At 48.4% G+C, this 26,172-nt stretch carries 24 protein-coding genes, 1 other RNA gene, 1 pseudogene and 1 riboswitch; of the genes and pseudogenes, 21 read left to right on the top strand and 5 right to left on the bottom strand.

The annotated features are described in order from the left end of the window. The first annotated feature begins 7 nt into the window (after window positions 1-7). The 8 genes from panC to nth all read left to right on the top strand — a co-directional run bounded on the left by panC (window position 8) and on the right by nth (window position 8,944). Entirely contained in the window at window positions 8-853 is an 846-nt protein-coding gene (gene panC / locus P9687_RS15300; protein ID WP_026104511.1) for a pantoate--beta-alanine ligase, read from the top strand. Between the two features lie 26 nt (window positions 854-879). Next, a complete protein-coding gene (gene panD, locus P9687_RS15295; RefSeq protein WP_014098184.1) occupies window positions 880-1,263 on the top strand; it encodes an aspartate 1-decarboxylase in 384 nt (127 codons plus the stop codon). Between the two features lie 135 nt (window positions 1,264-1,398). After that, the gene (dinG, locus tag P9687_RS15290; protein ID WP_035188085.1) at window positions 1,399-4,191 is read left to right on the top strand and encodes an ATP-dependent DNA helicase DinG; all 2,793 of its coding nucleotides are present in this window, start codon (window positions 1,399-1,401) and stop codon (window positions 4,189-4,191) included. A gap of 192 nt (window positions 4,192-4,383) precedes the next feature. Beyond that, complete coding sequence (locus P9687_RS15285; RefSeq protein WP_014098186.1) at window positions 4,384-4,836, top strand: cell wall elongation regulator TseB-like domain-containing protein; 453 nt, start codon at window positions 4,384-4,386, stop codon at window positions 4,834-4,836. Window positions 4,837-4,858: 22 nt separating this feature from the next. Then, a complete protein-coding gene (locus P9687_RS15280) occupies window positions 4,859-6,046 on the top strand; it encodes a pyridoxal phosphate-dependent aminotransferase (RefSeq protein WP_017550453.1) in 1,188 nt (395 codons plus the stop codon). Between the two features lie 95 nt (window positions 6,047-6,141). Then, window positions 6,142-7,434 carry an asparagine--tRNA ligase gene (gene asnS / locus P9687_RS15275; protein WP_026683352.1) on the top strand — a complete coding sequence of 431 codons (1,293 nt, stop codon included), beginning with the start codon at window positions 6,142-6,144 and terminating at the stop codon, window positions 7,432-7,434. Window positions 7,435-7,541: 107 nt separating this feature from the next. Further along, window positions 7,542-8,237, top strand: coding sequence for a DnaD domain-containing protein (locus P9687_RS15270; RefSeq protein ID WP_035188089.1), 696 nt, complete (start codon window positions 7,542-7,544; stop codon window positions 8,235-8,237). A 47-nt stretch (window positions 8,238-8,284) separates the two neighbouring features. After that, window positions 8,285-8,944, top strand: coding sequence for an endonuclease III (gene nth / locus P9687_RS15265; RefSeq protein ID WP_014098191.1), 660 nt, complete (start codon window positions 8,285-8,287; stop codon window positions 8,942-8,944). 87 nt (window positions 8,945-9,031) lie between these two features. On the opposite strand, the gene P9687_RS15260 is transcribed toward nth, so the two are convergent. The 3 genes from P9687_RS15260 to P9687_RS15250 form a co-directional block, all read right to left on the bottom strand. After that, window positions 9,032-11,767, bottom strand: a complete 2,736-nt coding sequence (locus P9687_RS15260) for a PBP1A family penicillin-binding protein (protein ID WP_061577312.1) — start codon at window positions 11,765-11,767, stop codon at window positions 9,032-9,034. A gap of 92 nt (window positions 11,768-11,859) precedes the next feature. Next, window positions 11,860-12,465, bottom strand: coding sequence for a Holliday junction resolvase RecU (recU, locus tag P9687_RS15255; protein WP_014098194.1), 606 nt, complete (start codon window positions 12,463-12,465; stop codon window positions 11,860-11,862). 182 nt (window positions 12,466-12,647) lie between these two features. Beyond that, entirely contained in the window at window positions 12,648-12,758 is a 111-nt protein-coding gene (locus tag P9687_RS15250; RefSeq protein WP_014098195.1) for a hypothetical protein, read from the bottom strand. Between the two features lie 263 nt (window positions 12,759-13,021). On the opposite strand from P9687_RS15250, the gene P9687_RS15245 reads away from it, so the two are divergent. The 3 genes from P9687_RS15245 (at window position 13,022) to P9687_RS15235 (ending at window position 14,257) form a co-directional block, all read left to right on the top strand. Next, entirely contained in the window at window positions 13,022-13,261 is a 240-nt protein-coding gene (locus P9687_RS15245) for a hypothetical protein (RefSeq protein ID WP_014098196.1), read from the top strand. A 67-nt stretch (window positions 13,262-13,328) separates the two neighbouring features. Further along, the gene (locus P9687_RS15240; RefSeq protein ID WP_014098197.1) at window positions 13,329-13,691 is read left to right on the top strand and encodes a YppE family protein; all 363 of its coding nucleotides are present in this window, start codon (window positions 13,329-13,331) and stop codon (window positions 13,689-13,691) included. A gap of 71 nt (window positions 13,692-13,762) precedes the next feature. After that, window positions 13,763-14,257 (top strand): YppG family protein, encoded by a 495-nt coding sequence (locus P9687_RS15235; RefSeq protein ID WP_014098198.1) that lies wholly within the window; start codon window positions 13,763-13,765, stop codon window positions 14,255-14,257. 65 nt (window positions 14,258-14,322) lie between these two features. Here P9687_RS15235 and P9687_RS15230 read toward each other — a convergent pair whose 3' ends face one another. After that, complete coding sequence (locus tag P9687_RS15230) at window positions 14,323-14,766, bottom strand: Hsp20/alpha crystallin family protein (protein WP_014098199.1); 444 nt, start codon at window positions 14,764-14,766, stop codon at window positions 14,323-14,325. A gap of 149 nt (window positions 14,767-14,915) precedes the next feature. Between P9687_RS15230 and P9687_RS15225 the strand changes: the two genes are divergently transcribed. The 10 genes from P9687_RS15225 to P9687_RS15180 all read left to right on the top strand — a co-directional run bounded on the left by P9687_RS15225 (window position 14,916) and on the right by P9687_RS15180 (window position 26,016). After that, complete coding sequence (locus P9687_RS15225) at window positions 14,916-17,216, top strand: DEAD/DEAH box helicase (protein WP_035188098.1); 2,301 nt, start codon at window positions 14,916-14,918, stop codon at window positions 17,214-17,216. After that, complete coding sequence (locus tag P9687_RS15220; protein WP_035188100.1) at window positions 17,197-18,495, top strand: ribonuclease H-like domain-containing protein; 1,299 nt, start codon at window positions 17,197-17,199, stop codon at window positions 18,493-18,495. The genes P9687_RS15225 and P9687_RS15220 overlap by 20 nt, the downstream gene beginning before the upstream one ends. Window positions 18,496-18,838: 343 nt before the next feature. Next, window positions 18,839-19,090 carry a CotD family spore coat protein gene (locus P9687_RS15215; RefSeq protein WP_014098202.1) on the top strand — a complete coding sequence of 84 codons (252 nt, stop codon included), beginning with the start codon at window positions 18,839-18,841 and terminating at the stop codon, window positions 19,088-19,090. 69 nt (window positions 19,091-19,159) lie between these two features. Next, entirely contained in the window at window positions 19,160-19,711 is a 552-nt protein-coding gene (locus P9687_RS15210; RefSeq protein ID WP_014098203.1) for a DUF1273 domain-containing protein, read from the top strand. An 80-nt stretch (window positions 19,712-19,791) separates the two neighbouring features. Further along, window positions 19,792-20,094, top strand: a complete 303-nt coding sequence (gene gpsB / locus P9687_RS15205) for a cell division regulator GpsB (protein WP_013859462.1) — start codon at window positions 19,792-19,794, stop codon at window positions 20,092-20,094. Between the two features lie 184 nt (window positions 20,095-20,278). After that, window positions 20,279-20,670: RNase P RNA component class B (gene rnpB / locus P9687_RS15200), an RNA gene on the top strand. A gap of 154 nt (window positions 20,671-20,824) precedes the next feature. Next, window positions 20,825-21,970, top strand: coding sequence for a THUMP domain-containing class I SAM-dependent RNA methyltransferase (locus P9687_RS15195; protein WP_328228917.1), 1,146 nt, complete (start codon window positions 20,825-20,827; stop codon window positions 21,968-21,970). Between the two features lie 81 nt (window positions 21,971-22,051). Next, on the top strand, window positions 22,052-23,572 hold the full coding sequence (locus P9687_RS15190; protein ID WP_035188106.1) for a carboxypeptidase M32: 1,521 nt from the start codon (window positions 22,052-22,054) through the stop codon (window positions 23,570-23,572). A gap of 292 nt (window positions 23,573-23,864) precedes the next feature. After that, window positions 23,865-23,966, top strand: a riboswitch (purine riboswitch). Between the two features lie 152 nt (window positions 23,967-24,118). Beyond that, window positions 24,119-24,706, top strand: a complete 588-nt coding sequence (locus P9687_RS15185) for a xanthine phosphoribosyltransferase (protein WP_035188158.1) — start codon at window positions 24,119-24,121, stop codon at window positions 24,704-24,706. Continuing rightward, entirely contained in the window at window positions 24,703-26,016 is a 1,314-nt protein-coding gene (locus tag P9687_RS15180; RefSeq protein WP_061565595.1) for a nucleobase:cation symporter-2 family protein, read from the top strand. The genes P9687_RS15185 and P9687_RS15180 overlap by 4 nt, the downstream gene beginning before the upstream one ends. Window positions 26,017-26,062: 46 nt before the next feature. Here the strand turns inward: P9687_RS15180 and P9687_RS15175 are convergent. Further along, a pseudogene (locus P9687_RS15175) lies at window positions 26,063-26,172 on the bottom strand (SPFH domain-containing protein); the annotation flags it as partial.

Here is a 26,172-nt window from a genome sequence, read left to right as displayed (position 1 = left end):
ACAGGCGATGAGCGTTACAGAAACGAAGCAGGAAATCCGGGCGCTAGTATCCCGGTATAAAAAGGAAGGCAAGTCGATCGGGTTTGTCCCGACGATGGGCTACTTGCATGAAGGCCATCTCGCCCTGGCAAAGCAGGCAAGAAAAGAAAACGATATTGTCATCATGAGTATTTTTGTAAACCCGCTCCAATTCGGTCCGAATGAAGATTTCGACCGGTACCCGCGCGATGCCGAAGGGGACCGGCATAAAGCGGAAGCAGCCGGCGTTGATGTATTGTTTATCCCTTCTGTTAAAGAAATGTATCCGCGCGCTTTATCGGTTCAAATGACAGTGACAAAAGGGACGGATGTCCTTTGCGGAAGAAAGCGGCCGGGCCATTTTGACGGCGTGGCGACGGTTCTTTCGAAATTGTTTCACCTCGTTCAGCCGGACCGCGCTTATTTCGGATTGAAAGATGCCCAGCAGGTGGCCGTTGTCGAAAATTTGGTTCGCGATTTGGATTTTCCCATTGACATTGTCCCGTGCCCGATCGTGCGCGAACCGGACGGCCTTGCAAAAAGTTCGAGAAACGTCTATTTATCGGAGGCGGAGCGGAAAGAAGCACCCGAAATATACAAAAGTTTGCAATTGGCAAACAAAGCGGTTGAACAGGGAGAGAGAAACCCGGAAAAAGTGATTTCCCTTGTGAAAGCGCATCTTTCCGCGCATCTGTCCGGGAAAATCGATTACGTAGAATTGTATTCATATCCTGACCTCGAACCGGTCCATGCCATACATGGGCGCTGTATCCTCGCAGTCGCCGTCCAATTTGAAAAAGCACGGCTCATCGACAATATCATTTTTGCAGAATAAACAACATGAGAATAGGAGAGATTGCTTTGCTGCGGACTGTGATGAACGGAAAAATCCACCGGGCAACCGTGACGGAAGCGAATTTAAACTATGTCGGAAGCATCACGATTGATGCGGATTTGCTGGATGCTGCGGGAATGGCGCCCAATGAGAAAGTGCAAATAGTGAACAATTACAACGGGGCGCGATTTGAAACGTACATTATCCCGGGTGAAAGGGGATCCGGTGTCATCTGCCTGAACGGCGCGGCCGCCCGGCTTGCACAACCCGGTGATATTGTGATTATCATTTCGTACGCCCTTTTGACGGAAGAAGAAATGAAAAACCACCATCCGAAAATTGTCCTGCTTGATGCAAAAAACCGGATTGAAAAAATGTTATCGGAAGAACCGGCTTCCACGATTTTGTAAGGGTAAAACCGCACCTGCTTTTTCCGGCAGGGCGGTTTTTTAATTTCTGCATCTGCTTGTGGCGAATGATCGATTTTATGTTAAAATAGTACAATATGGAAGAAACGGGGCAATTATTTTTAGTCAGGTGATGTTATGCAGCGCTATGTAGTCGTAGATCTTGAAACAACAGGAAATTCAGCAAAAAAAGGCGATCGCATCATCCAGTTTTCCGCTGTTGTGGTTGAAGGCCGGGAGATAAAAACGCAATTTACAAGCTTCGTTAATCCCGAAAAGCCGGTACCGCCGTTTATTTCGGAATTGACCGGGATCGATAACGGCATGCTTGAAGAAGCGCCGGTATTTTCGGAGATCGCCCCGCGCATTATGGAAATTTTGGAAGACAGCATATTTGTCGCCCACAATGTGCTGTTTGACCTGCCGTTTTTGCAGCAGGAATTAAAGGCTGCGGGGTTTCCGCCGTTTCGCGGGCCGAGCCTTGACACCGTTGAATTTTCGAGAATTGCATTTCCAACTTTGAACAGTTATAAACTGGGGGATCTGGCCGATTCTTTGTCTCTTTATCATGAACGGCCGCACCGGGCGGACAGTGATGCTTTTGTGACGGCAAAGCTGCTTCTTGCCTGCATGGAAAAGTGTGCGTCCCTTCCTGTCGTCACACTTGAACAACTCGTGCCGCTTTCTTATTCCTTGAAAAACGACCTTGCCGGCATTTTTGAGGATATACTGGAAGAGAAACGGCGGCATATCGAGCATTTGCCGCCGGATATGGAAGTATACCGTGGTATTGCATTAAAGCGGAAAATCCTCCCGCCGGATAACGGACCGCGTGAGATTGGCCGTTACCCGCAGGATGCAGTTGAAAAAGAATCCTGGTTTGCGGCTTCAGGTACCGGGATGGAAGCGCGCCCCGCCCAATTTGAAATGATGGACCATGTCCGGGAAGCTTTTTCTGCTGAGGAGCATGTCGCATTAGAAGCAGGCACGGGCATCGGCAAATCCCTTGCCTATCTTGTGCCGGCCGCTTTCCAAGCGATTTCGGAACAGAAACCGGTGTTAATCAGCACGTATACTGTTGCGCTTGAGCACCAGCTTTTAAATAAGGAAATCAAAAGGCTTGAACAGATGCTGAAAACCCCGGTCAGGACCGTGTTGCTAAAGGGGAGGAGCCATTACCTGCATTTGTTTAAGTTTGAACAGTCGTTAAAAGAACCGGACCGGCAGTACGACGCCGTATTTGCCAAAATGCAAATCCTGGTCTGGCTTACCGAAACAGAAAGCGGCGATCTTGACGAGCTTCATTTATCTGGCGGCGGAAAACATTTTTGGCAGCGGATTAAACAGGACGGCTGGCATACGGATAAAAAAGATCCGTGGAAATCGCGGGATTTTTATCTTTACGCCAAAGCCTGCGCAGCCTCTGCTGACATCGCCGTCACGAACCATGCGATGCTGTGCGCGGAACTTGAAAGGGACCAGTCGGTGTTTGACGGATTTCAATACGTCATCATTGATGAAGCCCACCGCCTTGAACAAGCGGCCCGGGAAACGATCGGGAAACGCGCAAGTTACAACCAAATGAAATATATGATGGCAAGGCTTGGTCTGTATGAGCAAAAACAACTGTTTTACAAATTGGAAAAAATGATGGAAAAATATGGGCTAAAAGCCAGACTGCACGCGTTTGAATGCGATGCAATCCTGCAGGGCCTTGAGGCTGAGCTCGATGATTTATTCGGTATGCTTGCCCAAAAAGTAATGCGCGTGAACCGGGAAACAAATGGTTACCAGAAAATCAAATTAAGAATTAAAAAAGAAAATTGGAAACAAAAAGCATGGCAGGCAGTTCTGCTCTGTACGGAACGGATCAGGGCGTCCATGAAAGAGATTTCACAGGCTTTGGAAGAAAGACTTTCGCAGTTGCTTTCCGAAAAACAGATGAAAGAACAGGCACTCGCTTTTATCGAAGAAATGTACAGCTTTTTGGAAGATTGGCGCCTTTTGCGCGACAACCTGGCCATTTTCGCCGGCCAAAACGGCGGGGATGAAAATGTCGTCTGGGTGGAAGGGGATTTGCGCGCCCTCCCGAACAGCCTTGTCATCTATTGCCAGCCGGTGCATGCCGGAGAAACATTGCAAAAAGCTTTTTTTTCGCGAAAAAAGAGCGTTGTGCTTACTTCCGCGACATTGACCGTTGGCGGAAGCTTCCGCTATTTTCTGGACGAGACGGGGCTAGCGCACACCACAAAAACGGTCCGCATTCCGTCGCCTTTCCGGTTCGACAGGCAGGTGCAGTTTATTATCCCGAACGACCTTCCCGATATCGGATCCGTCAGTATAGAAGACTTTGCGGAAAAAATGGCAGGTTATCTGCTTGCCGTTGCGGAGGCCACAAAAGGCAGGATGATGATTTTATTTACATCCTTTGATTTGCTGAAAAACGTGTACCACCTGATGAAAGAAAGCGGAATGCTTGAAGATTATATGTTTATCGCCCAGGGAATATCAAGCGGCAGCCGGTCGAGGTTAACGAAAAGCTTTCAAAAATTTGACAAAGCCATTCTTTTCGGTTTAAGCAGCTTTTGGGAAGGGGTCGACATCCCTGGCGATGACCTTTCCTGCCTTGTGATGGCCCGCCTTCCGTTTTTGCCCCCGGATGAACCGGTTACTGAAGCAAAGTCCGATTATTTCAGGGCAAAGGGGAAAAACCCGTTTTCCGCCTATGCCTTGCCTGAAGCCGTGCTCAGGTTCAAACAAGGGTTTGGCAGGCTTATCCGGACGCGTCATGACCGCGGCATTTTTCTTGTCCTGGACCGGAGGATTGAAACGGCCACATACGGGCCGGCGTTCACAAAGTCTCTGCCGCCGGTCCGCATCAGGCACCTGGATCTGAACGAGACGCTTGAGGTCATTGAAAGCTGGCTGTAAAAAAAGTGCTGCGACAATGCAGCACAAAACAGGGTAGACCGGAAAAATGATCAAATGCATCATTTTTTCATTCATTTTTGCTGTATAATGATGAAGGAAATGATTCTAAGCTTAGGATGGCCTGCATGGGAACTGATATGAATGACAATTTCTGCTTAAAAGGATTTACGCCATGGAAAATGAGGGTTCGGAATGAAAAAAGCACTGATCTCGATTTGCATTTTGGTCATCGTGATAGCCGGATTTGCGGCAGAGACTTATTGGAAAGCACGGAAACCGTATCATGAAGCCTACAACAAAGCGGTCGCTGTTGCCAAAAGCGAAGCCGGCATCCGGGCTGCCGATGCATTTTATCTTTACAATGGCAAAAGCACCTATTATGTTGTCGTGGGGAAAGGAAAAGGCGGGAAGAAAAAAGCGGTTTGGATCCCTGAAAAGAAACCGAAACGTGTGACCGTCCTAGACTTGAATACCGGCATCTCAAAACAGGATGCAGTGAAACAAGTGGTGCAGAAAAGGCAGCCGGATAAAATTTTATCTGTGCGGCTCGGCATGGAAAGCCAGGTTCCCATTTGGGAAGTTGCTTATATAAAAGGAAACAGCCTCGGCTATGATGAGGTTCCTTTTTTAAAAAAATCCAATTGATCCGTTTGGAGAGGTGAATCGTATGAAACTAGCATCAAGGGTAAGTGCATTAACGCCGTCATCCACGTTGGCGATTACGGCAAAGGCAAAAGCAATGAAGGCGCAAGGCATCGATGTGATCGGCCTTGGCGCAGGTGAACCCGATTTTAATACACCGAGGGAGATTATCGAAGCCGCGTACCAGTCGATGCTGGACGGCCAGACGAAGTATACCCCGGCCGGCGGAATGGCATCGCTGAAAGAGGCCGTCATTGAAAAATTCCAAAAAGACCAGGGGCTTGGCTTTAAAGCAAATGAAATCATCATTACCAACGGGGCAAAACACGCCTTGTATACATTGTTTCAGGTGCTGCTCGACCAGGGCGATGAAGTGATCATCCCGTCTCCTTACTGGGTAAGCTATCCCGAGCAGGTAAAGCTTGCAGAAGGCGTCCCGGTCTTTGTAGAAGGCAAAGAAGAAAACCAGTATAAAATAACGCCGGAGCAGCTGGAAAAAGCCATATCGCCGCGGACAAAAGCGTTTGTACTCAACTCTCCCGGCAATCCGACCGGCATGATGTATACAAGGGAAGAACTTGAAAAACTCGGTGAAGTCTGCCTGAAACACGATATTTTGATCGTGTCGGACGAAATTTACGAAAAATTGGTGTACGGCGGCAGCCGGCATGTCTCGATCGCCACCATTTCACCGGAACTGAAAGCACAGACGGTGATCATTAACGGCGTCTCAAAATCCCATTCCATGACCGGCTGGCGGATCGGCTATGCGGCCGGAAACGGGGATATCATCAAAGCGATGACAAATCTTGCCAGCCATTCGACTTCCAATCCGGCAACGCCTTCCCAGTTCGCGGCACTCGCCGCATATAGCGGGGATGAACGCACCGTGGAAGAGATGCGCCAGGCTTTCGAGGCACGGCTCAATGCTGTTTTTAACCAGCTGATTGAAATTGACGGGATTACCTGCATCAAACCGCAAGGCGCTTTTTATTTATTCCCGAATGTGAAAGAAGCCGCAAAGCTGACTGGGTTTCAAACGGTTGACGCATTTGTGGAGGCTTTGCTCGAGGAAGCGCGCGTTGCCGTCGTCCCGGGTTCCGGTTTCGGCGCGGAAAACAATATCCGGCTTTCTTATGCCACTTCTTTGGAAAATCTCGAAGAAGCGCTCAAGCGGATCAAACAGTTCGTGGAAACACGGAAAAAAGCGTGAAACTTTGGCTTGTTTCCTTTTTCCGCCTTTGTTTAGTATAATGGATTTCGGTACATATGGGAGACAAGCCGGAAATTGTTTTGGAGGGAAATACCGTGAAAATCACCATTTCAGAAGTACACCAGCATATCGGGGAGGAAGTGACGATCGGGGTCTGGCTGAACAACAAACGTTCAAGCGGCAAAATTGCTTTTCTCGAGCTGCGTGACGGGACAGGCTTTATCCAGGGGGTCGTCGTAAAAAACGAAGCCGGGGAAGAGGTCTTTCAAACGGCGAAATCGATGAGCCAGGAAACTTCTTTTTACGTTACCGGGACAGTCCGGGAAGATGCCCGCTCCCCGTTCGGCTACGAGCTCCAGGTGACCGGCATTCAGATCATTCATGAAGCCGTAGATTACCCGATCACACCAAAAGCGCACGGGACCGAATTTTTAATGGACCACAGGCATCTATGGCTCCGTTCCCGCCGCCAGCACGCCGTCATGAAAATCCGGAACGAGATCATCCGGGCGACGTATGAGTTTTTCAATACGCACGGGTTTACGAAAATCGACCCGCCGATTTTAACCGGCAGTGCGCCGGAAGGAACGACCGAGCTGTTCCATACGAAGTACTTTGACGAAGAGGCCTATCTATCACAAAGTGGGCAGCTTTACATGGAAGCGGCAGCAATGGCATTCGGGAAAGTATTTTCTTTCGGCCCGACGTTCCGCGCCGAAAAATCGAAAACGCGCCGCCATTTGATCGAGTTTTGGATGATCGAGCCGGAAATGGCTTTTTATGAACATGAAGACAGCCTGAAAGTACAGGAACAGTATGTCTCTTATATCGTCCGGTCCGTTTTGGAAAACTGCAAACTCGACCTGCACCGGCTTGGCCGCGATACTTCAAAGCTTGAACAAGTGTCGGCGCCGTTTCCGCGGATTACGTATGATGATGCAATTGAATTGCTCCATGAAAAAGGATTTGATGATATCAAGTGGGGCGAAGATTTTGGTGCGCCGCATGAAACCGCGATTGCCGAAAGTTTCGACAAGCCGGTGTTCATTACGCATTATCCGGCTGCAATCAAACCGTTTTACATGCAGCCGGATGCTAAGCGCCCGGAAGTCGTGCTGTGCGCCGATTTGATTGCGCCGGAAGGGTACGGGGAAATCATCGGCGGCAGCGAGCGGATCAATGACTATGATTTGTTGCTGAAACGGATCAAGGATTTCAATCTGTCGGAAGAAGCTTACAAATGGTATCTTGATTTACGAAAATACGGTTCTGTTCCGCATTCCGGCTTCGGGCTGGGCCTTGAGCGGACGGTTGCCTGGATTTCGGGCGTTGAGCATGTGCGCGAAACGATTCCGTTCCCGAGGCTTTTAAACCGGATCTATCCGTAATTGAAAAAACGGCTGCATTGACGGTGTGCAGCCGTTTTTCTTTTCAGATGTTTTTTTCAATTCCCTTGCCGTTTTTAAACTGCTATACTTACATTGAGGTGTCCGACATGGATAAAGATCTTTTGCTTGCCTGGTGGGAAGAAGGGATATTGACCGTCCCCCAGCTCTTATTGAAAAAATACAAACAGCTTGGCCTGAATGAAACGGAACTTGTGCTTTTGCTGCAAGTTTATTCTTTTTTAAAAGAGGGAAATGCGTTTCCGACGCCTGAAGATCTGGCAGGCAGGCTTACCATTTCGGAAAGTATGTGCGTTTCGATTTTGCGGCGTCTAATCCAGCATCAGTTTTTGTCCATTGAAGAAGGGGAAGGGGAAGGTGGCATCCTGTATGAAAAATATTCGATCATGCCGCTGTGGGCGAAACTCGCCGATGAATTTATCTATGAGAAAAAACAGGACGAGCTTGAAAAAAGCGTAAACGAAGAAACCGATTTATACACCACGTTTGAACAGGAGTTTGGCAGGCCGCTGTCGCCGCTCGAATGCGAAACATTGGCGATGTGGATTGACCAGGACGGGCAATCCCCTGATCTGATCAAAGCCGCCCTGCGCGAAGCCGTCATCTCCGGCAAACTGAATTTCCGCTACATAGACCGCATTTTGTTTGAATGGAAAAAGAACGGCATCCGGACGGTGGATGAAGCACGTGAATATGGAAGGAATTTCCGTAAATCGTCAAAACCGCAAACAGAAAAACCGAAAACGACCAATCCGGTGCCGTTTTATAACTGGCTCGAACAATAAAGGTGACAATAATAATTTTATGTAAACTAGTTACAGGAGTTTAAGAAATGCTGACAAAAAAACAAATCCGGCATTGCCTTGAGACAATGGGGGAAATGTTTCCGGATGCCCGCTGTGAATTGAATCATTCAAATCCTTTTGAGCTGCTGATCGCGGTAACATTATCCGCCCAGTGCACCGATGCGCTCGTCAATAAAGTGACAAAAAATCTGTTTCAAAAGTATAAAACGCCGGATGATTATATTGCCGTGCCGCTTGAAGAACTGCAGCAGGACATCCGGTCGATCGGCCTATACCGCAACAAAGCAAAAAACATCCAAAAACTTTGTCGGATGCTCATCGAGGAATACGGGCGGGAAGTGCCGCAAACACGTGAAGAACTAATGAAACTGCCCGGCGTCGGCAGAAAAACGGCAAACGTTGTCCTGTCGGTTGCTTTTGGCATTCCGGCCATTGCTGTCGATACCCATGTGGAGAGAGTAAGCAAACGGCTCGGTTTTTGCCGCTACAAAGACAGTGTATTGGAAGTGGAACAAACCTTAATGAAAAAAGTGCCGAAAGAAGAATGGTCGATCACGCACCACCGGATGATCTTCTTCGGCCGCTACCATTGTAAGGCCCAGCGCCCGCAATGTGAAATCTGCCCGCTTCTTGACCTGTGCAGGGAAGGGAAGAAACGGATGAAGCAGAAAGAGAACAAGAAATAACAATACAAAAAGCATGGAGAACTGATTCTCCATGCTTTTTTGGTGCGAACCGGCGGGAGCACAGGAAGCCATCAATCACGTGCTTTTTTATTCAGAACCGGTATTGTTATTTGCGGACGTGTTGCCCGAACTGTTTTCGCCTTTATTGGAACTGTTCCCGCCGTTCGTATTGGTCCCTTGGTTTCCGTTTGAACCGCTGTTTCCCTTGCCATGAGTGCCTGCTCCATTGTTTGCCGGTCTGTCATTTCCGCTTGAAGGGCCAGTGCCTGAACTGTTTCCTGGACCGTTGTTGTTATCTTTGTTGCTGTTGCCGTTTCCGCTGTTTTCCGAGCCGGTGCCGTTTGAATTGCCGCTGTTTGTTCCCTTGTCTGAGCCGGTGTTGTCTTTGTTTTCGCCGGACTGATTGGTGTCAGTGCCGGTATTGCTATTCGTATTTGAATTGTTTGCATCCGGTTGTTTTTGGGTATTGTCTTCCGGTTGCTTGTTTTGGTTATCATCCGCCTTCGTGTCCGTGCTATCCCCCGGAACCGTTACACTGGCGGATGCCGCTTTGCTTTTCACGCCATTTACCGTGGCGGTGACATTGAAGACATACGTTGCGCCCGCTTTCGGATTGGCAACGGTGATCGATTTTCCTGAAGTCGAACCGAATGACGCCGCGCTGCCGTTTATTGTGCCGGAGACGTTAAAGGTTGCACCTGATCCTTCATAATCCCAGGTAACCGTAATTTTTTTGCTGTTTGCATCATACGCTGCGTGAACATTTGCCGGCGCATCCTGGGTAACGGATTTTTTATCAATCGCTGTATCGATATGGCCGCGGATATACAATTCGCTTCCCATTCTGACGACACTTTTCGGCATCGTAAAGTCAGGCGTTTCTTTGCCTTCCGATACATAGCGCATCAAGTGGCGGTAAATTTGCTGCGCGACCGTTTGATACGGCCTTGTGACGCCATATTTTTTGCCTTTCTCGCTTTCGTATCCGGTCCATACAGCTAACGAATATCTTGTCGTGTAGCCCGCAAACCAGGAATCCCGCACAGAAGAACTCAAAATCCCGTATTTTGCCAGCTCATCTTTATCAAAATTCGTTGTGCCCGTTTTACCGGCGGCAGGCAATCCTGGAATATGGGCGGTTGTCCCGGTGCCTTTTGTCAGCACATCTTTCAGCACGTCCGTAATCATATAAGCCGTAAAATCACTCATGGCGATTTTGGACTGGACATGCGGTTTGATTTCCGTGACCCCGTCACGCAGGACAATTTTCCGGATGGCATGCGGCTTGTTGTATATGCCTTCATTGCCGAATGCGGCGTAAGCGGAAGCCATCTGCAGCGGTGAAACTTGCACCCCTCCGCCGATGGATGAAGATTCAACGATTTCTTTGCTGTTTAAATCAAGGCCGAGTTTTTTTGCAAAACGGATGGCCCTTTCCTTGCCGACTTCTTTATACGTTTCATAGGCAGGAATATTCCGTGATAAATACAGTGCCTTGCGCATGCTCATCTTGCCAAGGAACCGGTTATCCCAGTCATTAATCGGCGTTCCGTCCGAATAAGTGGTTGCCACATCGTTCAATTGGTGCCCGGTTGACCAGTGCAAGTACTCAATCGCCGGCCCGTAGTCAAGAATCGGTTTGATCGTTGATCCCGGCGAACGCTTCGTATCAACGGCATAGTTGAAGCCACGGTCAAGTTTCATATTGCGCCCGCCGCCGAGCGCACGGATTTCGCCTGTTTTCGTATCGATCAGGGCAATGCCGGCCTGCATTTTTTTATCCGGATAATTGATGATCGAATTGGTGTTTAAGATTTTTTCCGTATATTGCTGTGCGGAAGAATCCAGGGTTGTATAAATGGTTAAACCATCGGCATACACATTATAGTTCCCGAGTTTCTGCACTTCCTTAATGACTTCATTGACAAAGGCAGGATATTTGTTCGCGTTTGTATTCCGCTCTTTTTCTTTGACCAGTCCGGCCGAAACCGGGGTGGCCTGCGCTTTTTCCATTTCTGCCTTTGTAATTTTATTGTTTTTGTACATCATCGAAAGGACAATGTCCCTTCTTTTCTTCGTCAGATCCGGATGGTCAAACGGATTATAATTATTCGGGCTTTGTGGCATGCCGGCCAGTACGGCAATTTCCGGCAGTGATAATTTGCTTAAAGATTTGCCATAATAATGTTCAGCGGCTGTCTCAAAGCCGAAGACACCGTCTGACATATAGACTTTATTGACATACATTTCAAGGATTTCATGCTTTGTATATTTCCGCTCAAGCTGGATCGCCAGCCACGCTTCCTGGGCCTTCCGCTTTAATGTTTTTTCGTTTTTATTATTTAACGCCATGGAAACGACCTGCTGGGTGAGGGTGCTCGCCCCCTCGGATCCGAACCCTTTGGTAAAGTTTGCGACCACCGCACCCCCAAGCCGAATCGGGTCGATCCCGTGGTGCTGATAGAACCGTGCATCTTCTGTCGAAAGAATCGCGTTTTCCATCTGTTTTGGAAGCTCTTCATAATCAATATATTTCCGGTTCTGTGCCCCGAGCGTTGCGACTGTTTTGTTGCTTTTATCCTTAATCACCGATGGAATCGGGTCGGATAACTGCTTCTTCGTCAGTTTCGGGGAGCTGCTTGCGTAATACGCAAAAGTGCTGATTCCCGCAATGACTCCGGCCAGCCCGACAAGAAAGCAGACAAGAATGAGCCGCTTTATAAATGTTAAAAATTTGTTTTTCGGTTTTTTCCTTTTCTTTTTATGTTGATTTGCCTGCATTTGTTTCCGGCGTTCTTCGCGGGATTGGTATTTTTCTGCCATGCTCAGCATTCCTTTCTTCTAAATCTGAAAAAGCCGATTTAGATTCAAAACATATTGTTGCCGGATCCGTCAATCATCCGGCCGGGCAACAACTATAAAGCATACAATTGTTTTAAAACGGCGATGTAATCAATTCTCGGCCGGTATCCAACCGGTATAGGGTGCCCGTTTTCTTCAATTTCTTCTTTTTTTATCGATTTTCTCCCTCCGGCAAGCATTCTATCCCAATAAAAAAATAAATGGCGGGATTCCAGCAAAAAAATTTCTTCTTCCTTCGCAAAACGGAGAATGACAAAGCAAATTCCGCCTTGCGCCACCACCTGTTTCATATGGCTGATTTGATGCTCATGGAAGTTATGAAGCGGAAAAGAAGTATGGTTTTGCGTTTCCTTTGCTTCAAAGTCTATATATTTACCGTTCATCACCCCGTTGTAATCGGTTGTGGACGGCTGTTTAAAATAGGCTTCTTTAATGACGGCTGTGCTCCGTGACTGATAATCGACCTGAACAATCTGGATCGGGGTCGGTTTTTTATGGATAACGGCAATGCCTTCCTGCAAATAATAAGCATTGGTTTCATTCAGATCCTCTTCCAGTGTCATCCCGCGGTTGCCGTATAAAATTTGGTTCGCATTTTTCCGTCCGGCTTTGTTTTTTTTCCCTTTATACTTTTTTCCGTTTGGATAACGCAATTCCATGTTCCCTCACCTCATAAGCTAAATTATATCATAGCAGAACAGACAAAGAATATGTAATAAAAAAAACAGTCTTTCGGCCCCTTTTGCGCCGGCGGGGGACAAGGAACCGGCCTGCCCGGTTTTTTTCGCTAAAAACAGGCAAAACAAAAAGCAAGGAAACATTTCCTTGCTTTTTGCTTTCATTAGGTGGAAGGGCGGTCAGGGCCGTTCAGCTTCTTATCTCCTTTTGCCAAAGACCCTTTCTGTTCCCGTGCTTTTTTCTGTTGTTGTGCTTTGTTGTCATTCGTTTTCATGGAAACCCACCTCCTGAAATTGGTGTCACCGGATTTTCCGGCATATTTATTGTTTGCAGTTCCGCCTTTTGCATACATGCCGGCACGAAAGTTGGCGCAGCCGGGAAAAATGCGCCCAAAATGGAGGCACGCTGTCGAAAGAAAACGCAAAATGAAGAAACCCGTTTTCTTTGCCGAATTGCTTCTAGTTTTGTCAGGCATGAAGGGACCGGGCCGCCTGGCAGAGAATGAATAGGCATGATGAAATTCAAGGGGGAAAACAAATGATACCGAAAGCCGCATTTTTAAACGGGCTGGAAAAAATGGAAGAGGCACTCGAAAATATTGGGACAGAGATCCGGCATAAGGCGGAGAAGGAAGCAAGAAAGCAGTCGATAAAGCAGTGGTACCATTTGAAAAAAGCAGAAATGAAGCTGGATCATTTGGAAAAAAGGGCGGAAGCATTCAGAAAAACATACAGGGCGGAAAGCTTGCGGATTGATGAAAACAAAAAAACTTCCTAAAATGAAAGAAGTCTCCCGTAAAAAAACCCGGCGAAGGGAGAATATCCGGTTAGAAGGGTGAACAGAAATGGAAGAAGGGCAATTACAAGCGTTAAACGAGCAGCTGATTGCGTACACGCTTGAGCTTTACGACCTGTACCAGGAAGTAAAGGAAACAGGGGTGGAAAAGGATTTTTTCAGCGAAGTCAAGCCTTTTTGCGATACGTTGCAGGATGCCATTGACAGGTGGCTCCCGGCCGCAAAAGCATGGGTGGAAGCCCGGAGGCCGGCGCATCTTTTTCCGTCCCAGCTTGAACATACGGCCGAAAATTTGCAAATGGTTGCGGTGCGTGCTTTTTACCCGTCATCGAGCCGCAAAATGATGCTCGACCATTTTCAGTCGGTGAAATATATTCTCCAATGCTTGCAGGAAGCATTGGAGAAATCGTAAAGGATATGGACACATCACCAATTGCCAGATGCCACATACATTATTGGTGAAGCAGGCAGGAGGCGATGGCAATGCGCGTTTTTCAAGATCCTTACAGCAGCCGGCGCACAAGAAACATAGGACGGTATCCTGTAATGCCGGGGGCCGGTCCGTATTACCCGCAATTTCCATATCCCGGGCAGCATTCCCCGCATGTTTATGGATACCCCCCAGCGCCGTATCCGTACGGCCAGCATCCGGGCGGGTACGGTCAGGCCTGGCATATGCACGGACAAAGCGGCCAGCATGCCGGGGAAGAAGCTGCCATGCATTTGTTCGGAAACCCGCTCGAGGCAGCTGAAAAGCCAAACACCCAGCACGGTGCGGCAGGGTTCGGCCATCCGTACCCGCATCAGCCTGTTCCGCCAAAGCCGCCGCAAATGGGGGGATCTTTTTTGAATTCCTTCAAATCCCAGGATGGCTCCATTGATTTTAATAAAATGGTCAATACTGCCGGACAGATGATCAATGCGATTAATCAAGTATCATCGATGGTCAAAGGGCTCGGGGGCCTGTTTACAAAATAGGCTTCCGGGCCGTTTTGCTTAAAAAAGGGACAAAAAACGGAAAAAACCGGGACGCTCCCGGCCTCTTATTCAATCCTCAGCTTTTTTTTCTTTCCTTTCGGCATCAAAATCACAAGCAGCCCGTTTTCAAATTTTGCCTGAATCTGATCCCCGTCCACCAGTGGCGGCAGGGGCACCGTCCGGCTTATCCGGCGGAATGCGCTTTTCTTTTCGTAAGCTTTTTTCGTTTCATCCAAACTTGAAACGGCTTCCTCATGCCTGGCGCTAATGGTGAGATATTGATCATAAACTTCAATCTCAATCTGGCCTTTTTCATACCCGGGCAGTTTGGCTGTCAGTACATAAGCTTCATCTTTTTCTTCAAGGCGGACCGGGATCGTATCAAAAGAAAAAAATTCATCGAGATTCTCAAAAAAATGTTTGACCGGTTTTTCCTGAAAAAATTGGTCCATCGCTTGCATCAGCCCGTAAAAAGGATGCTTTTCATCCGGGCCGGATAAATTGGACATCGGCAGGCTCCTTTCTTATTGATGATAAAGAAAATGAATGGTTGCACAGCACTCTTTCGCTGTATAATATGAAAACCAAGCGGAAAATGTGAAAGAATGCTTTTAAAACGAACGTCTATTCGATATAATAGATAGCGGGGTGAGGAAAGATGTTCAGAAAAAAGAATTTGCAGGAAATATTGGAGCAGTTGCAGATGGACCGTTCTTTCCAGGAACGGATCGTCCATTGGCATACGATTGAAGGGAAGCCGGCTGTAACGGTGCCTTTTCCTGGCAGCATCACACCGGCTGTGCTTTCGGCACTCGAAAAAAGAGGAATTTCGTCATTGTATACCCACCAGGCAGAGGCATATCGGCTTGCCATGGCAGGAAAAGATTTTACGGCCGTTACCCCGACTGCATCAGGCAAAACGCTTTGTTATAATCTGCCTGTGCTCGAGACCATCCTTCAAAACCCAGATGCACGCGCGCTCTATATGTTTCCGACAAAAGCGCTCGCGCAGGACCAGAAAAGTGAAATAAACGAAATCATTGAAGAAGCCGGCGTGCCGGTAAACAGTTATACATATGACGGGGACACGCCTTCAAATATCCGGCAGCGCGTTCGCAAAGCCGGCCATATCGTCATTACCAATCCGGATATGCTGCATTCCGCCATTTTGCCCCACCATACAAAATGGGTGTCGTTTTTTGAAAATCTAAGATTTGTGGTGATCGACGAACTGCATATATACCGCGGTGTGTTCGGCAGCCATGTCGCCAATGTGTTGCGCAGATTAAAGCGGATTTGCCGTTATTACGGGAGCGATCCGGTTTTTATTTGCACGTCCGCGACGATCCAAAACCCGAAAGAGCTGGCGGAAAAGCTAACCGGAAAAAAAATGGAACTGATTGACCAAAACGGCGCGCCAAGTGGAACGAAGCATTTTCTTTTTTACAACCCGCCGCTTGTGAATAAGCCGTTGAACATCCGGAGAAGCGCCACGCTTGAAGTCCGGAAAATTGCAGGGGAACTTTTGAAAAACAAAATCCAGACGATTGTTTTTGCAAGAAGTCGTGTGCGCGTCGAAATCATCTTAAAATACTTGCAGGAACTCGTAAAAGATGAACTCGGGGAAAAGTCGATCATGGGCTACAGGGGAGGATATCTTCCAACGGAGCGGCGGAAAATCGAGCAGGGATTAAGAAATGGGGACATATACGGGATTGTCAGCACGAACGCCCTCGAGCTCGGTGTCGATATCGGCCAGCTCCAGGTCTGTATTATGACCGGCTATCCGGGCACAATTGCGAGCGCCTGGCAGCAGGCCGGGCGCGCAGGAAGAAGGCAGGGGGAATCACTTGTCATCCTTGTTGCCGGCTCAAGCCCGCTTGACCAGTACATCATCCGCAATCCGGGCTTCTTTTTCAACCGGTCCCCGGAGACAGCGCGCATCAACCCTGATAATCTTGTCATTTTAGTCGACCATGTCAAATGCGCTGCATACGAACTACCGTTTAAAAAAGGGGAAACGTTTGGCGGCGTTGAAATCGAGGACGTGCTCGAGTTTTTAGCGGATGAACGGATTCTCCACCGGCGCGGGGATGCCTGGTACTGGATGAATGATGCTTTTCCGGCCCACAATATCAGCCTTCGTTCCGCGTCGCAGGAAAATGTCGTCATTATCGATATGACCCATGCGCCGGATGTGCGCGTGATCGGTGAAATGGACCAGTTCAGCGCGATGACATTGCTCCATGAAGAAGCGATTTATTTGCATCAGGCGGTGCAGTATCAGGTTGAAAAGCTGGACTGGGAAGAGAAAAAAGCCTTTGTCCGTGAAGTCGCTGTTGATTATTACACGGATGCCAATCTGGCGGTGGAGCTGAAAGTGCTGGAACAGGACCGAGAGACCGTTTTGCAGGATGCCATTATCGGCTATGGGGATGTGATGGTCCGGGCGATGCCGACGATTTTCAAAAAAATTAAATTTAACACGCATGAAAACATTGGCTCGGGGCCGATCCACCTTCCGGAAATGGAACTGCACACGAATGCCGTTTGGTTTTCCATGGGGGAAGACGCGGTACCCAAACATTTGCTGGAAGGCGCGCTTACCGGCGCTGCGCACGCACTCCAGTCGATTGCGCCGCTTTTTGCCATGTGTGACGCCCATGATATCCAGGCCGTGCCCCAAGTGAAAGCGATCCATGACGAAAAGCCAACAATCTTTTTGTATGACCGGTATCCGGGCGGCATCGGCCTGAGCGAAAAAATCTATGGCGGGGCAAGGGAAATTTTGGAATCTGCAAGAGCGATGGTTGTAAACTGCCCTTGCGAAGACGGGTGCCCTTCCTGTACGGGCGCAGAAACGGCTGCCGCGGGCGCAAAGCAGGCCGCCGTCCGGCTGTTTGATTTCTGGCTCGGGGCGATCAAAGGAGGGGCGCAACATGCCGGGATTAAAAGATAAATTAAACCGGATGAAAAACCATATCGTGAGAGACCAGCCTGAGCCTGCCGAACGGGTGGAAGCATCCCGGACCGATTCTGTTCCTTTCTTTGAAATGTGGGAAAAGGCGGGCGCTTCGCTGTATGATTTGGATGGCGAGTACTGCCTCATCCGTGAAGTCCGTTACCCGCTTGAAACAAAGCACGGCAAATATGCTTTTCGCGACTATTTTGATGCCGTCAAATTGTGGCAGCAAAAACCGGTCCGGCACCCTTTATCCGCCAAAGGCTACAGCCCGTTTGATTTGTTTTTTTTCGATACCGAAACGACCGGCCTCGGGGGAGGGGCGGGCAACACGATTTTTTTGCTCGGATATGCTTCCTTTACCGAAGAAAATGTCATTTTAAAACAGCATATTCTTCTGGAACCGGGGCTTGAAGTGCCGCTTTACTACAGTTTCCTGGAAAATATCGATTACACTGCGCTCGTTACATATAACGGGAAGGCGTTTGACTGGCCCCAGGTAAAGACGCGCCATACGCTTATCCGCGACCACGTCCCGCGTCTGCCTGAATTTGGCCATTTTGACTTGTACCACGCGGCAAAAAGGCTGTGGAAAGATGAACTCGGGTCCGTGAAATTAGCGAATGTAGAGCGTGAAATTCTAGGAGTGGAACGCGAAGAGGATATTCCGGGATATTTGGCGCCAATGATTTATTTTGATTTCGTTGAGCGCAAAAATCCGGAAGGCCTGCTTGGTGTCATCCACCATAACGAAGAGGACATTTTATCGCTCATTACTTTGTATACCCACCTTACGTTTCAAATTCTGGAGACCGATCCAAACCAGACGGCAAAGGAAAAACGGCTTGTTGGAAAATGGTTTGAATATATCGGCGAAGATGATGCCGCCGTGAAAAGTTTTGAAGCGGCCGCGGGCGAAAATGATCTGGCTGCCAAACACCGTCTGGCCTTCCAGTATAAAAAACAAAAAGCATATAGGAAAGCCGGAATGCTTTGGGCGGAATTAGCCGAAAATGCGCCGGATACGATCAGAGCCGAAGCGTGCATTGAGCTTTCCAAACTGTATGAACACAAGAAAAAAGACCTTTTGCAAGCCGTCCGCTATGCCGAAAAGGGACTGGAAATTTATCAAAAGTACGGCAAGTTCGGTTCAGGGAAATGGAAAAAATGCTGTTTGGAAACGGAAAAACGCCTTTTACGGTTGTACCGGAAAGCCCAAATCCCGGCGAGATCCTCTGTCAGCAAGGAAATGTCCGGGAAAAGAACCGGTTTTTAACCGCTATTTCCTGGGCAAGCGCATGATTCGACGGGGAATCCGGGATTTTGAAACGCCCCTTGTTGGGATTTGTCGGTTTCTTTTGGATCAGAGAAAAATGCGCGCTCTTTGTCGATTTCCGCCATTTTTATTGCAGCCCGCCAAAAGTCCCGTTAAAATGGTTTTTGATCAAAACGAATTGTTAAAGAGGTCGAAAAACGATGCACCGGGCTACATGGGGGGATGGGGGCAAGGATTGGAAGAAACGGCAAATTGGGTTTTTTCCTTAGTACATGTTCCCTTTCCAAGTCATAGGTTAGTAGTGTAAGAAAAAAGACGTCTGATGATGAAAGGAGATCGGAACATGTTTCACCACCATTGCCCGCCGCGGATCATGCCGGCTGTTGTGCATCCGACAAAATGCTGCGTTACGCACACCGTCCAGGATGTCATCGTGCCGCATGTTTTCCCGACGCATACAACCCATGTGAATCACCATGTATTTCATCAGCAAAACTACTTCCCGCACACGGAATCGTACGTCAATCAAACCGACCCGGGAACGGTCAGCAACTTTTTTGATCCAGTCAAACCGCACGGGCCGAAGTGCTGCTGACAAATGGACGGCAAGGGTAATCCTTGCCGTCCTGCTTTTAGGAAAACAAAAAACGAGGAGCGTAATGCATTGGGAAAAGTTGTCGCTATTACAGGTTATAAACCGTATGAACTGGGGATATTCGGGACGGACCACCCGGGTATTCGCTATATTCAAACGGCCATCAGAAGGCGGTTAGTGGAATTGCTCGATGAAGGGTACGAATGGGTACTCATTTCCGGGCAGCAGGGCACCGAACTTTGGGCTGCTGAAACCGTTTTTGATCTACAAGCGGAATACCCGGAACTTAAACTCGCTGTGTTAATGCCGTTTGAAGGGCAGGAAGAAAAGTGGAAAGACGAACAAAAAGCATACTACGAGATGGTGCTTTCCCAGGCCGATTTTGTTGCCGCCATCTCGAAAAGGCCGTACGAAAGCCCGCAGCAGTTCCGCAATAAAAACCGGATTTTCTTACATAAAAGCGACTGCCTGATGATTGTGTATGACGAAGAACGCGAAGGGTCTCCGAAATACTTGTTCGAAGCTGCAAAAAAGTTCAGCGAATCGCACCCGTATGACATCCGCATCATTGACTTTTACGATTTACAGGCAATAATAGAAGAAGAACAGACAGATTTTTAGGCAAGCTGTGGTACAATTGACAAATAAAAAGGTTTTTGAAAAAATGAAATTATGTCTGGGAGATGTAAGGTGGTGCAAACATGTTATCGGATCAAATTAAATTGACGGCGAAAGACATTTTGGAAAAAGAGTTTAAAACGGCTGTCAGAGGCTACCGGCAGGAAGAAGTAGACAAATTTCTGGATCTGATCATAAAAGATTATGAAACGTTTAATCAGACGATTGAGGAGCTCCAGCAGGAAAACCTCCGGCTCAAAAAGCAGGCGGAAGAACTAGCAAAACGGCAGCCTGTACAGCAAATGACCGGGACAACGAATTTCGATATTTTAAAACGGCTGTCCAATCTTGAAAAACATGTTTTCGGCAACAAATTAAATGAATAGCCGGCTAAAAAATGTGTGAAATTTTTCTGTAGAAAAGGGCACGGGGAAGCGGCATAAAAAAAACAGACAATCGCTTGCCCGAACCCGGTATGGCAATGCAGGGGGAAGAAATTGACACATCCGTTAAAAATTACAGCTTGCAAGTCCCGGTTTCTTTTTATATAATAGATAAGCGTTGTGAATAACGTTCGGGTAATCGCTGCAGCCTGAAAACGGCTGTTGAGGAAAGTCCATGCTCGCACGGTGCTGAGATGCCCGTAGTGTTTGTGCCTGGCGAATTCATAAGCCAGGGCAGCCTTGATTCAAGGCTGACGGCAGGGAAAACGCCTAAACCTTTAACGGCATGGCGGAGTACCCTTGAAAGTGCCACAGTGACGAAGCTTTACGGGAAACCGTAAAGGTGGAACGAGGTAAACCCCGCAAGTGAGCAACTCAAATCATGGTAGAGGCACTCTTTCTGAGGAAATGAACGAGGAAAGAGACAAGCGTATTGCTTGTAGATAGATGATTACCGCCTTCGTACGAGATGACGCCACATCGTTTGCAGTACAAAGGCACAGAACATGGCTTACAGAACGTTATTCTGGCTGAATCGGAAGAATCGGGCCGGCGCTGCGGTATTTTGATATACAGCAGGCGCCCGGCCTTTTTTATACATAATTTTTTAAAACGTGTTATTTGGTACGGCATGCCATACAATAAGAAATATTAGACGAGAGATGGTGGGAAAATGTCTGACTTTCAATTGATCGCGACAAGCGCAATGGGGATCGAGGCGCTTGTAGCAAAAGAAGTGCGCGCACTCGGCTACGACTGTACGGTGGAAAACGGGAAAATCGAATTTGCCGGGGATGAATCGGCGATTGCCCGTGCCAATCTTTGGCTGAGGTGCGCGGACCGCGTCAAAATCAAAGCCGCTGAATTTAAGGCGGAAACTTTCGATGAACTGTTTGAAGGGACAAAAGCGGTTCCCTGGGAGGATTTTCTGCCGCGCGATGCCGAGTTCCCCGTCACCGGAAAATCGGTCAAGTCAAAGCTATTCAGTGTCCCGGACTGCCAGGGGATCGTCAAAAAAGCAATCGTTGAACGGCTAAAGTCCCGCTATAAAGGAACGAGCTGGTTTGAAGAAAACGGCCCGCTTTTTAAAATTGAAGTGGCGTTATTGAAAGACGTGGCCACGATTACGATCGATACAAGCGGGGCCGGGCTGCATAAACGCGGCTCCCGCGCGGCGCAAGGGCCGGCGCCGATCAAAGAAACGCTTGCCGCCGCGCTGATCCGGCTGACAAACTGGCACCCGGACCGGCCGTTTCGCGATCCGTTTTCCGGCTCCGGCACGATTCCGATCGAAGCTGCGCTCATCGGGCAAAATATTGCACCGGGTTTTAACCGCGATTTTTTATGCGAAACATGGCCGTGGATGAGTGAGACCGTCTTTGAAAAAGCGCGCGAAGAAGCGGAAGATCTCGCCCGGTACGACCAGCCGCTTGATATATCCGGTTCAGATATCGACCCTGGGATGGTTGAAATCGCACGGCAAAATGCCAATGAGGCAGGACTTGGCGGCATCGTCACGTTTAAACAGATGCAGGTGGCCGATTTTACGGCGCAGGAAGCATACGGCACGATTGTGGGCAATCCGCCGTACGGTGAGAGAATCGGTGAACGGACGGAAGTGGAAAACATGTACCGGGAGATGGGCCGGGCATTTGCCAAGCTTGACACATGGTCAGTTTATATTTTGACGTCGGACGAACAGTTTGAACGCGCATACGGCAAAAAAGCGACGAAAAAGAGAAAGCTTTATAACGGGTCGATCAAAACCGATCTGTACCAGTTTTGGGGACCGCGCCCGCCGCGGAAAACAGAAAACTAAGCAAGCCGAATGGTTATCGTTTGTGCGCCGCGTGAAACATGATAAGATGGACGTGCAAGTGATTTGACGGGAGGCATGATGATGGGAACAGAGTCGATTGAAAAACTGGAGCAGGACTTTTTGACATATGTCAAAAAAATCAAAGCTTATGAAGAAGCGCTCGCCCTCATATACTGGGATTTGCGGACCGGCGCGCCGAAAAAAGGCGTCGGGCAGCGCGCGGAAGTGATCGGCATTTTATCGGGTGAAGTCTTTGACATGCAAACTTCAAAAGAAATGGCCGAATTTTTGGAGAAGCTTTTGCCGCACAAGCAGCAATTGCCGGAACGGACAGCCGGTACATTGGAAGAATGCCGGAAAACATACGAACGCAGCAAAAAAATCCCGCCTGACGAATACCAGGCTTATACGGTGCTCGTCTCGAAAGCGGAAAATGTTTGGGAAGAAGCAAAGGAAAAAGCAGACTTCTCCTTGTTCAAGCCTTATCTCGAACAAATCGTGGCATTCAAAAAGAAATTTGTCCGCTACTGGGGGTATGAAGGCCATCCGTATAATCCCCTGCTCGATCTGTATGAACCGGGCATGACGGTCGATGTACTCGACCGTGTATTCGAACAAGTGAAAGATGCGATTGTGCCGCTTGTCCAGAAAATCAGTATGTCGGAAGAAAAACCGGATACGGCATTTCTTTTTCACCCATTCCCGAAAGAAAAGCAAAAAGCGTTTACGCTTGAAATACTAAAGCAAATGGGCTTTGACTTTGAGGCGGGACGGCTGGATGAAACGGTGCATCCGTTTGCAACCGGCATCAACCAGGGGGATGTGCGGATTACGACACGTTATAATGAAAACGACTGGCGCGTCGATGTGTTCGGCGTCATGCATGAAGGCGGGCACGCTTTGTATGAGCAGCATATTTCAAAAGACTTGTCGGGTACGCCGCTTGCAGAAGGCGCGTCAATGGGGATACACGAATCACAATCCCTGTTTTTTGAAAACATCATCGGCCGTTCTTTTCCGTTCTGGAAGAAAAATTATCCGCTTTTGAAACAGTTTGCATCCGGCCAGTTTGATGACGTGCCGCTTGAAGCATTTTACCGTGCAGTGAACGAGGCGAAACCATCCCTGATCCGGATTGAAGCCGATATGTTGACGTATCCGCTTCATATTATGGTGCGGTATGAAATTGAAAAAGCGCTCCTCAATGATGAAATCGAAGTCGGGGAACTCCCGGAAATCTGGAATGCGAAATATGTGGACTATCTTGGCATCCGGCCGGCACATGACGGAGAAGGCGTACTCCAGGATGTGCATTGGGCCGGCGGGGATTTCGGCTATTTTCCGTCTTATGCGCTCGGCCTGATGTACGCCGCCCAGTTCAAACATGCGATGTTAAAATCGCTGCCGGATTTTGACAAGCTTGTGGAATCGGGCAATCTGGAGCCGGTGCGGAAATGGCTCACGGCGCATGTTCACCGGTTCGGCAAATTGAAAAAACCTGCCGATATTTTGCGCGATGCCACCGGTGAAGCGCTTAACCCGAAATACTTGATTGATTACTTAACCGAAAAATATACCGATGTATACCGGATCAAAGATTAAGATCGAACTTTCGGCTAACAAACAGTGCGGCAGCCGCCGGTTTCAGAAAGAAAACCGGAAACCTGCGTATGCTGCAGATCCGGTGTGCGTACCCTAACACAGGCAATTGTAACGATGGAAAAAACGGTGGATATTTCGGTTTTTCTATCCATGTTGCCCGCCGACTTTTCTGTAAAATTTTCGGCGGATGTTGCCTGCATTTTGCCAAACGCGAACAAAAAGAAAGACGGAAAATCCGCCGTTCGGAAATTTCGTCTTTACATACCGGAAAGATACCCTTATACTTTTATTATAAAAACTGAACGCATTCACTCATATAATCGCGGGAATATGGCCCGCAAGTTTCTACCAGGCTGCCGTAAACGGCCTGACTATGGGTGGGCAATGGGAACGTTGTGGATGTTCCTTTTCCTTTTTGCACATGAAAAAGCTCAAAGGCGTTGCTTACTCCATTTTTTGTGGGTGCAGCGGCCTTTGGGCTTTTTTTCTGAAGGCCGCATGTTTCAATCAAGATCAATGCAGCGAAGGCAAAGAGGAGGAAAAACATTGAAAGCTTTACAAGAAAAAATTAGAAAAGATGGCATCGTGCTTTCGGACGAGGTGCTGAAAGTGGACGCTTTTTTAAATCATCAGGTCGATCCTGTCCTTATGAAACAGATCGGGGAAACATTTGCCGGGCTGTTTAAGCAGGATGGTGTAACCAAAATTTTGACGCTCGAATCTTCTGGCATTTCGCCCGCATTAATGACAGCACTTGAATTAAACGTTCCGATGGTTTTTGCCCGGAAAAGAAAACCGTTCACGCAGGACGCGGACGTATATGAAGCTTCCGTCCATTCATTTACAAAACAAACAAACCATATCATTTCCGTTTCGCGCGCTTTTTTAAATCAAGCTGACCGGGTGCTTATCGTAGATGATTTTCTCGCAAACGGCCAGGCAGCAGAAGGGCTGATCGATATAATAGACCAGGCGGGGGCTGAACTTTGCGGCATCGGCATTGTGATTGAAAAAGCATTCCAGCCGGGCGGAAAAAGGCTGCGCGACCGGGGCATCCGCGTGGAGTCGCTCGCATCCATTCGGTCGCTTGAAAACGGTACGGTCACATTTCAAGAGGAGGTGCATGCCAAATGAAACCGGAAAAAACGAAAATGACCGTACTGGCGCTCCAGCACGTTTTGGCGATGTATGCGGGCGCAGTCATTGTACCGATTATTACCGGCAGTTCCCTAGGAATGAATAGCAGGCAGCTGACGTATCTTGTTTCCGTTGATATTTTCATGTCCGGCCTTGCGACACTGCTGCAAATCTGGAAAAACCGGTTTTTCGGCATCGGGCTTCCGATTGTGCTCGGCTGCACCTTTACCGCCGTCGGGCCGATGATCGCAATCGGCAAGCAGTACGGCGTTTCAGCTGTGTACGGCGCTATTCTCGTATCAGGGCTGTTTGTCATTTTGATCAGCAAATTTTTCAGCAAGCTGGCCCGCTTTTTCCCACCAGTTGTAACCGGGTCGGTTGTGACGATTATCGGCGTGACACTTATTCCGGTTGCCATGAAAGATATGGCGGGCGGAGACGGTAGCAAAGATTTCGGCTCCCTGGCCAATATTGCCCTTTCATTCGGCACTTTGCTCATCATCGTCCTTTTGCAGCGGTTTGCAAAAGGGTTTATCCGTTCGATCTCGATTTTAATCGGGCTGGCAATCGGCACCGTCGCGGCTGCATTGTTCGGAAAGGTCAGCTTTGCCCCGGTTGCGGAAGCCTCGTGGGTGCATATCGTGCAGCCGTTTTATTTCGGCATGCCGACTTTTGAGTGGAGCGCTTGTATCACGATGATCCTTGTGGCGCTCGTCAGTCTTGTGGAGTCTTCCGGTGTTTACTTCGCTTTAAGCGGGATCACCAAACAGCCGCTCCATGAAGATGACCTTGCGAGGGGTTATCGGGCTGAAGGTCTTGCCGTCATGCTTGGCGGATTATTTAATGCTTTCCCGTACACCGCTTTTTCTCAAAACGTCGGCCTCATCCAGCTTTCGGGCGTGAAATCGAAAAACGTGATGGTACTTGTCGGCTCCTTTTTGCTCCTTTTTGGGCTGATTCCGAAATTAGGCGCCCTAACGACGATTATTCCATCTTCCGTACTCGGCGGGGCGATGATTGCGATGTTCGGGATGGTCATTGCGTCAGGCATCAAAATGCTAAGCAAAGTCGATTTCGCCAATAACGAAAACTTGTTTATCATTGCCTGTTCAATCGGGATTGGCCTTGGCGTCACGGTGGTACCTGATATTTTCAAAGGTTTGCCGTCGAATATCCAGCTCCTTACGCAAAGTGGCATTGTCGCAGGTAGTGTGACGGCGATTGTGCTGAATCTTTTTTTTCATATCCTTCCGAATAAACAAGAGGCAAAAGCAAAGGTGAAAAAAGTCGGGACACAGGCATCCTGACAGCATGAAAAAAGCTGAACCGGAATCCGGTTCAGCTTTTTTCGGGTTAATTTAAATTGCCGGTATTGATGACCGGCTGTGCGGCCCGGTCGGATACAATCGAAACCATCAGATTGTTGATCATCACCATTTTCCGCTCTTCGTCCAGTTCAAAGC

Origin of the sequence: Weizmannia sp. CD-2023 (assembly GCF_036225245.1) — a bacterium.
Lineage (GTDB): Bacteria > Bacillota > Bacilli > Bacillales > Bacillaceae_C > Weizmannia > Weizmannia faecalis.
This window is presented reverse-complemented; position numbering and strand designations above follow the sequence as displayed.

Bases quoted from the DNA above. Each gene is read 5' to 3' on its own strand.
- panC (WP_026104511.1), top strand. From the start codon at position 8: ATGAGCGTTACAGAAACGAAGCAGGAAATCCGGGCGCTAGTATCCCGG.
- P9687_RS15285 (WP_014098186.1), top strand. From the start codon at position 4,384: ATGAAAAAAGCACTGATCTCGATTTGCATTTTGGTCATCGTGATAGCC.
- P9687_RS15230 (WP_014098199.1), bottom strand. From the start codon at position 14,766: ATGTCCAATTTATCCGGCCCGGATGAAAAGCATCCTTTTTACGGGCTG.
- P9687_RS15280 (WP_017550453.1), top strand. From the start codon at position 4,859: ATGAAACTAGCATCAAGGGTAAGTGCATTAACGCCGTCATCCACGTTG.
- P9687_RS15215 (WP_014098202.1), top strand. From the start codon at position 18,839: ATGTTTCACCACCATTGCCCGCCGCGGATCATGCCGGCTGTTGTGCAT.
- gpsB (WP_013859462.1), top strand. From the start codon at position 19,792: ATGTTATCGGATCAAATTAAATTGACGGCGAAAGACATTTTGGAAAAA.
- P9687_RS15245 (WP_014098196.1), top strand. From the start codon at position 13,022: ATGATACCGAAAGCCGCATTTTTAAACGGGCTGGAAAAAATGGAAGAG.
- recU (WP_014098194.1), bottom strand. From the start codon at position 12,465: ATGGAATTGCGTTATCCAAACGGAAAAAAGTATAAAGGGAAAAAAAAC.
- nth (WP_014098191.1), top strand. From the start codon at position 8,285: ATGCTGACAAAAAAACAAATCCGGCATTGCCTTGAGACAATGGGGGAA.
- P9687_RS15220 (WP_035188100.1), top strand. From the start codon at position 17,197: ATGCCGGGATTAAAAGATAAATTAAACCGGATGAAAAACCATATCGTG.
- P9687_RS15190 (WP_035188106.1), top strand. From the start codon at position 22,052: ATGGGAACAGAGTCGATTGAAAAACTGGAGCAGGACTTTTTGACATAT.
- P9687_RS15225 (WP_035188098.1), top strand. From the start codon at position 14,916: ATGTTCAGAAAAAAGAATTTGCAGGAAATATTGGAGCAGTTGCAGATG.
- P9687_RS15240 (WP_014098197.1), top strand. From the start codon at position 13,329: ATGGAAGAAGGGCAATTACAAGCGTTAAACGAGCAGCTGATTGCGTAC.
- P9687_RS15250 (WP_014098195.1), bottom strand. From the start codon at position 12,758: ATGAAAACGAATGACAACAAAGCACAACAACAGAAAAAAGCACGGGAA.
- P9687_RS15260 (WP_061577312.1), bottom strand. From the start codon at position 11,767: ATGGCAGAAAAATACCAATCCCGCGAAGAACGCCGGAAACAAATGCAG.
- P9687_RS15180 (WP_061565595.1), top strand. From the start codon at position 24,703: ATGAAACCGGAAAAAACGAAAATGACCGTACTGGCGCTCCAGCACGTT.
- dinG (WP_035188085.1), top strand. From the start codon at position 1,399: ATGCAGCGCTATGTAGTCGTAGATCTTGAAACAACAGGAAATTCAGCA.
- P9687_RS15195 (WP_328228917.1), top strand. From the start codon at position 20,825: ATGTCTGACTTTCAATTGATCGCGACAAGCGCAATGGGGATCGAGGCG.
- P9687_RS15235 (WP_014098198.1), top strand. From the start codon at position 13,763: ATGCGCGTTTTTCAAGATCCTTACAGCAGCCGGCGCACAAGAAACATA.
- P9687_RS15270 (WP_035188089.1), top strand. From the start codon at position 7,542: ATGGATAAAGATCTTTTGCTTGCCTGGTGGGAAGAAGGGATATTGACC.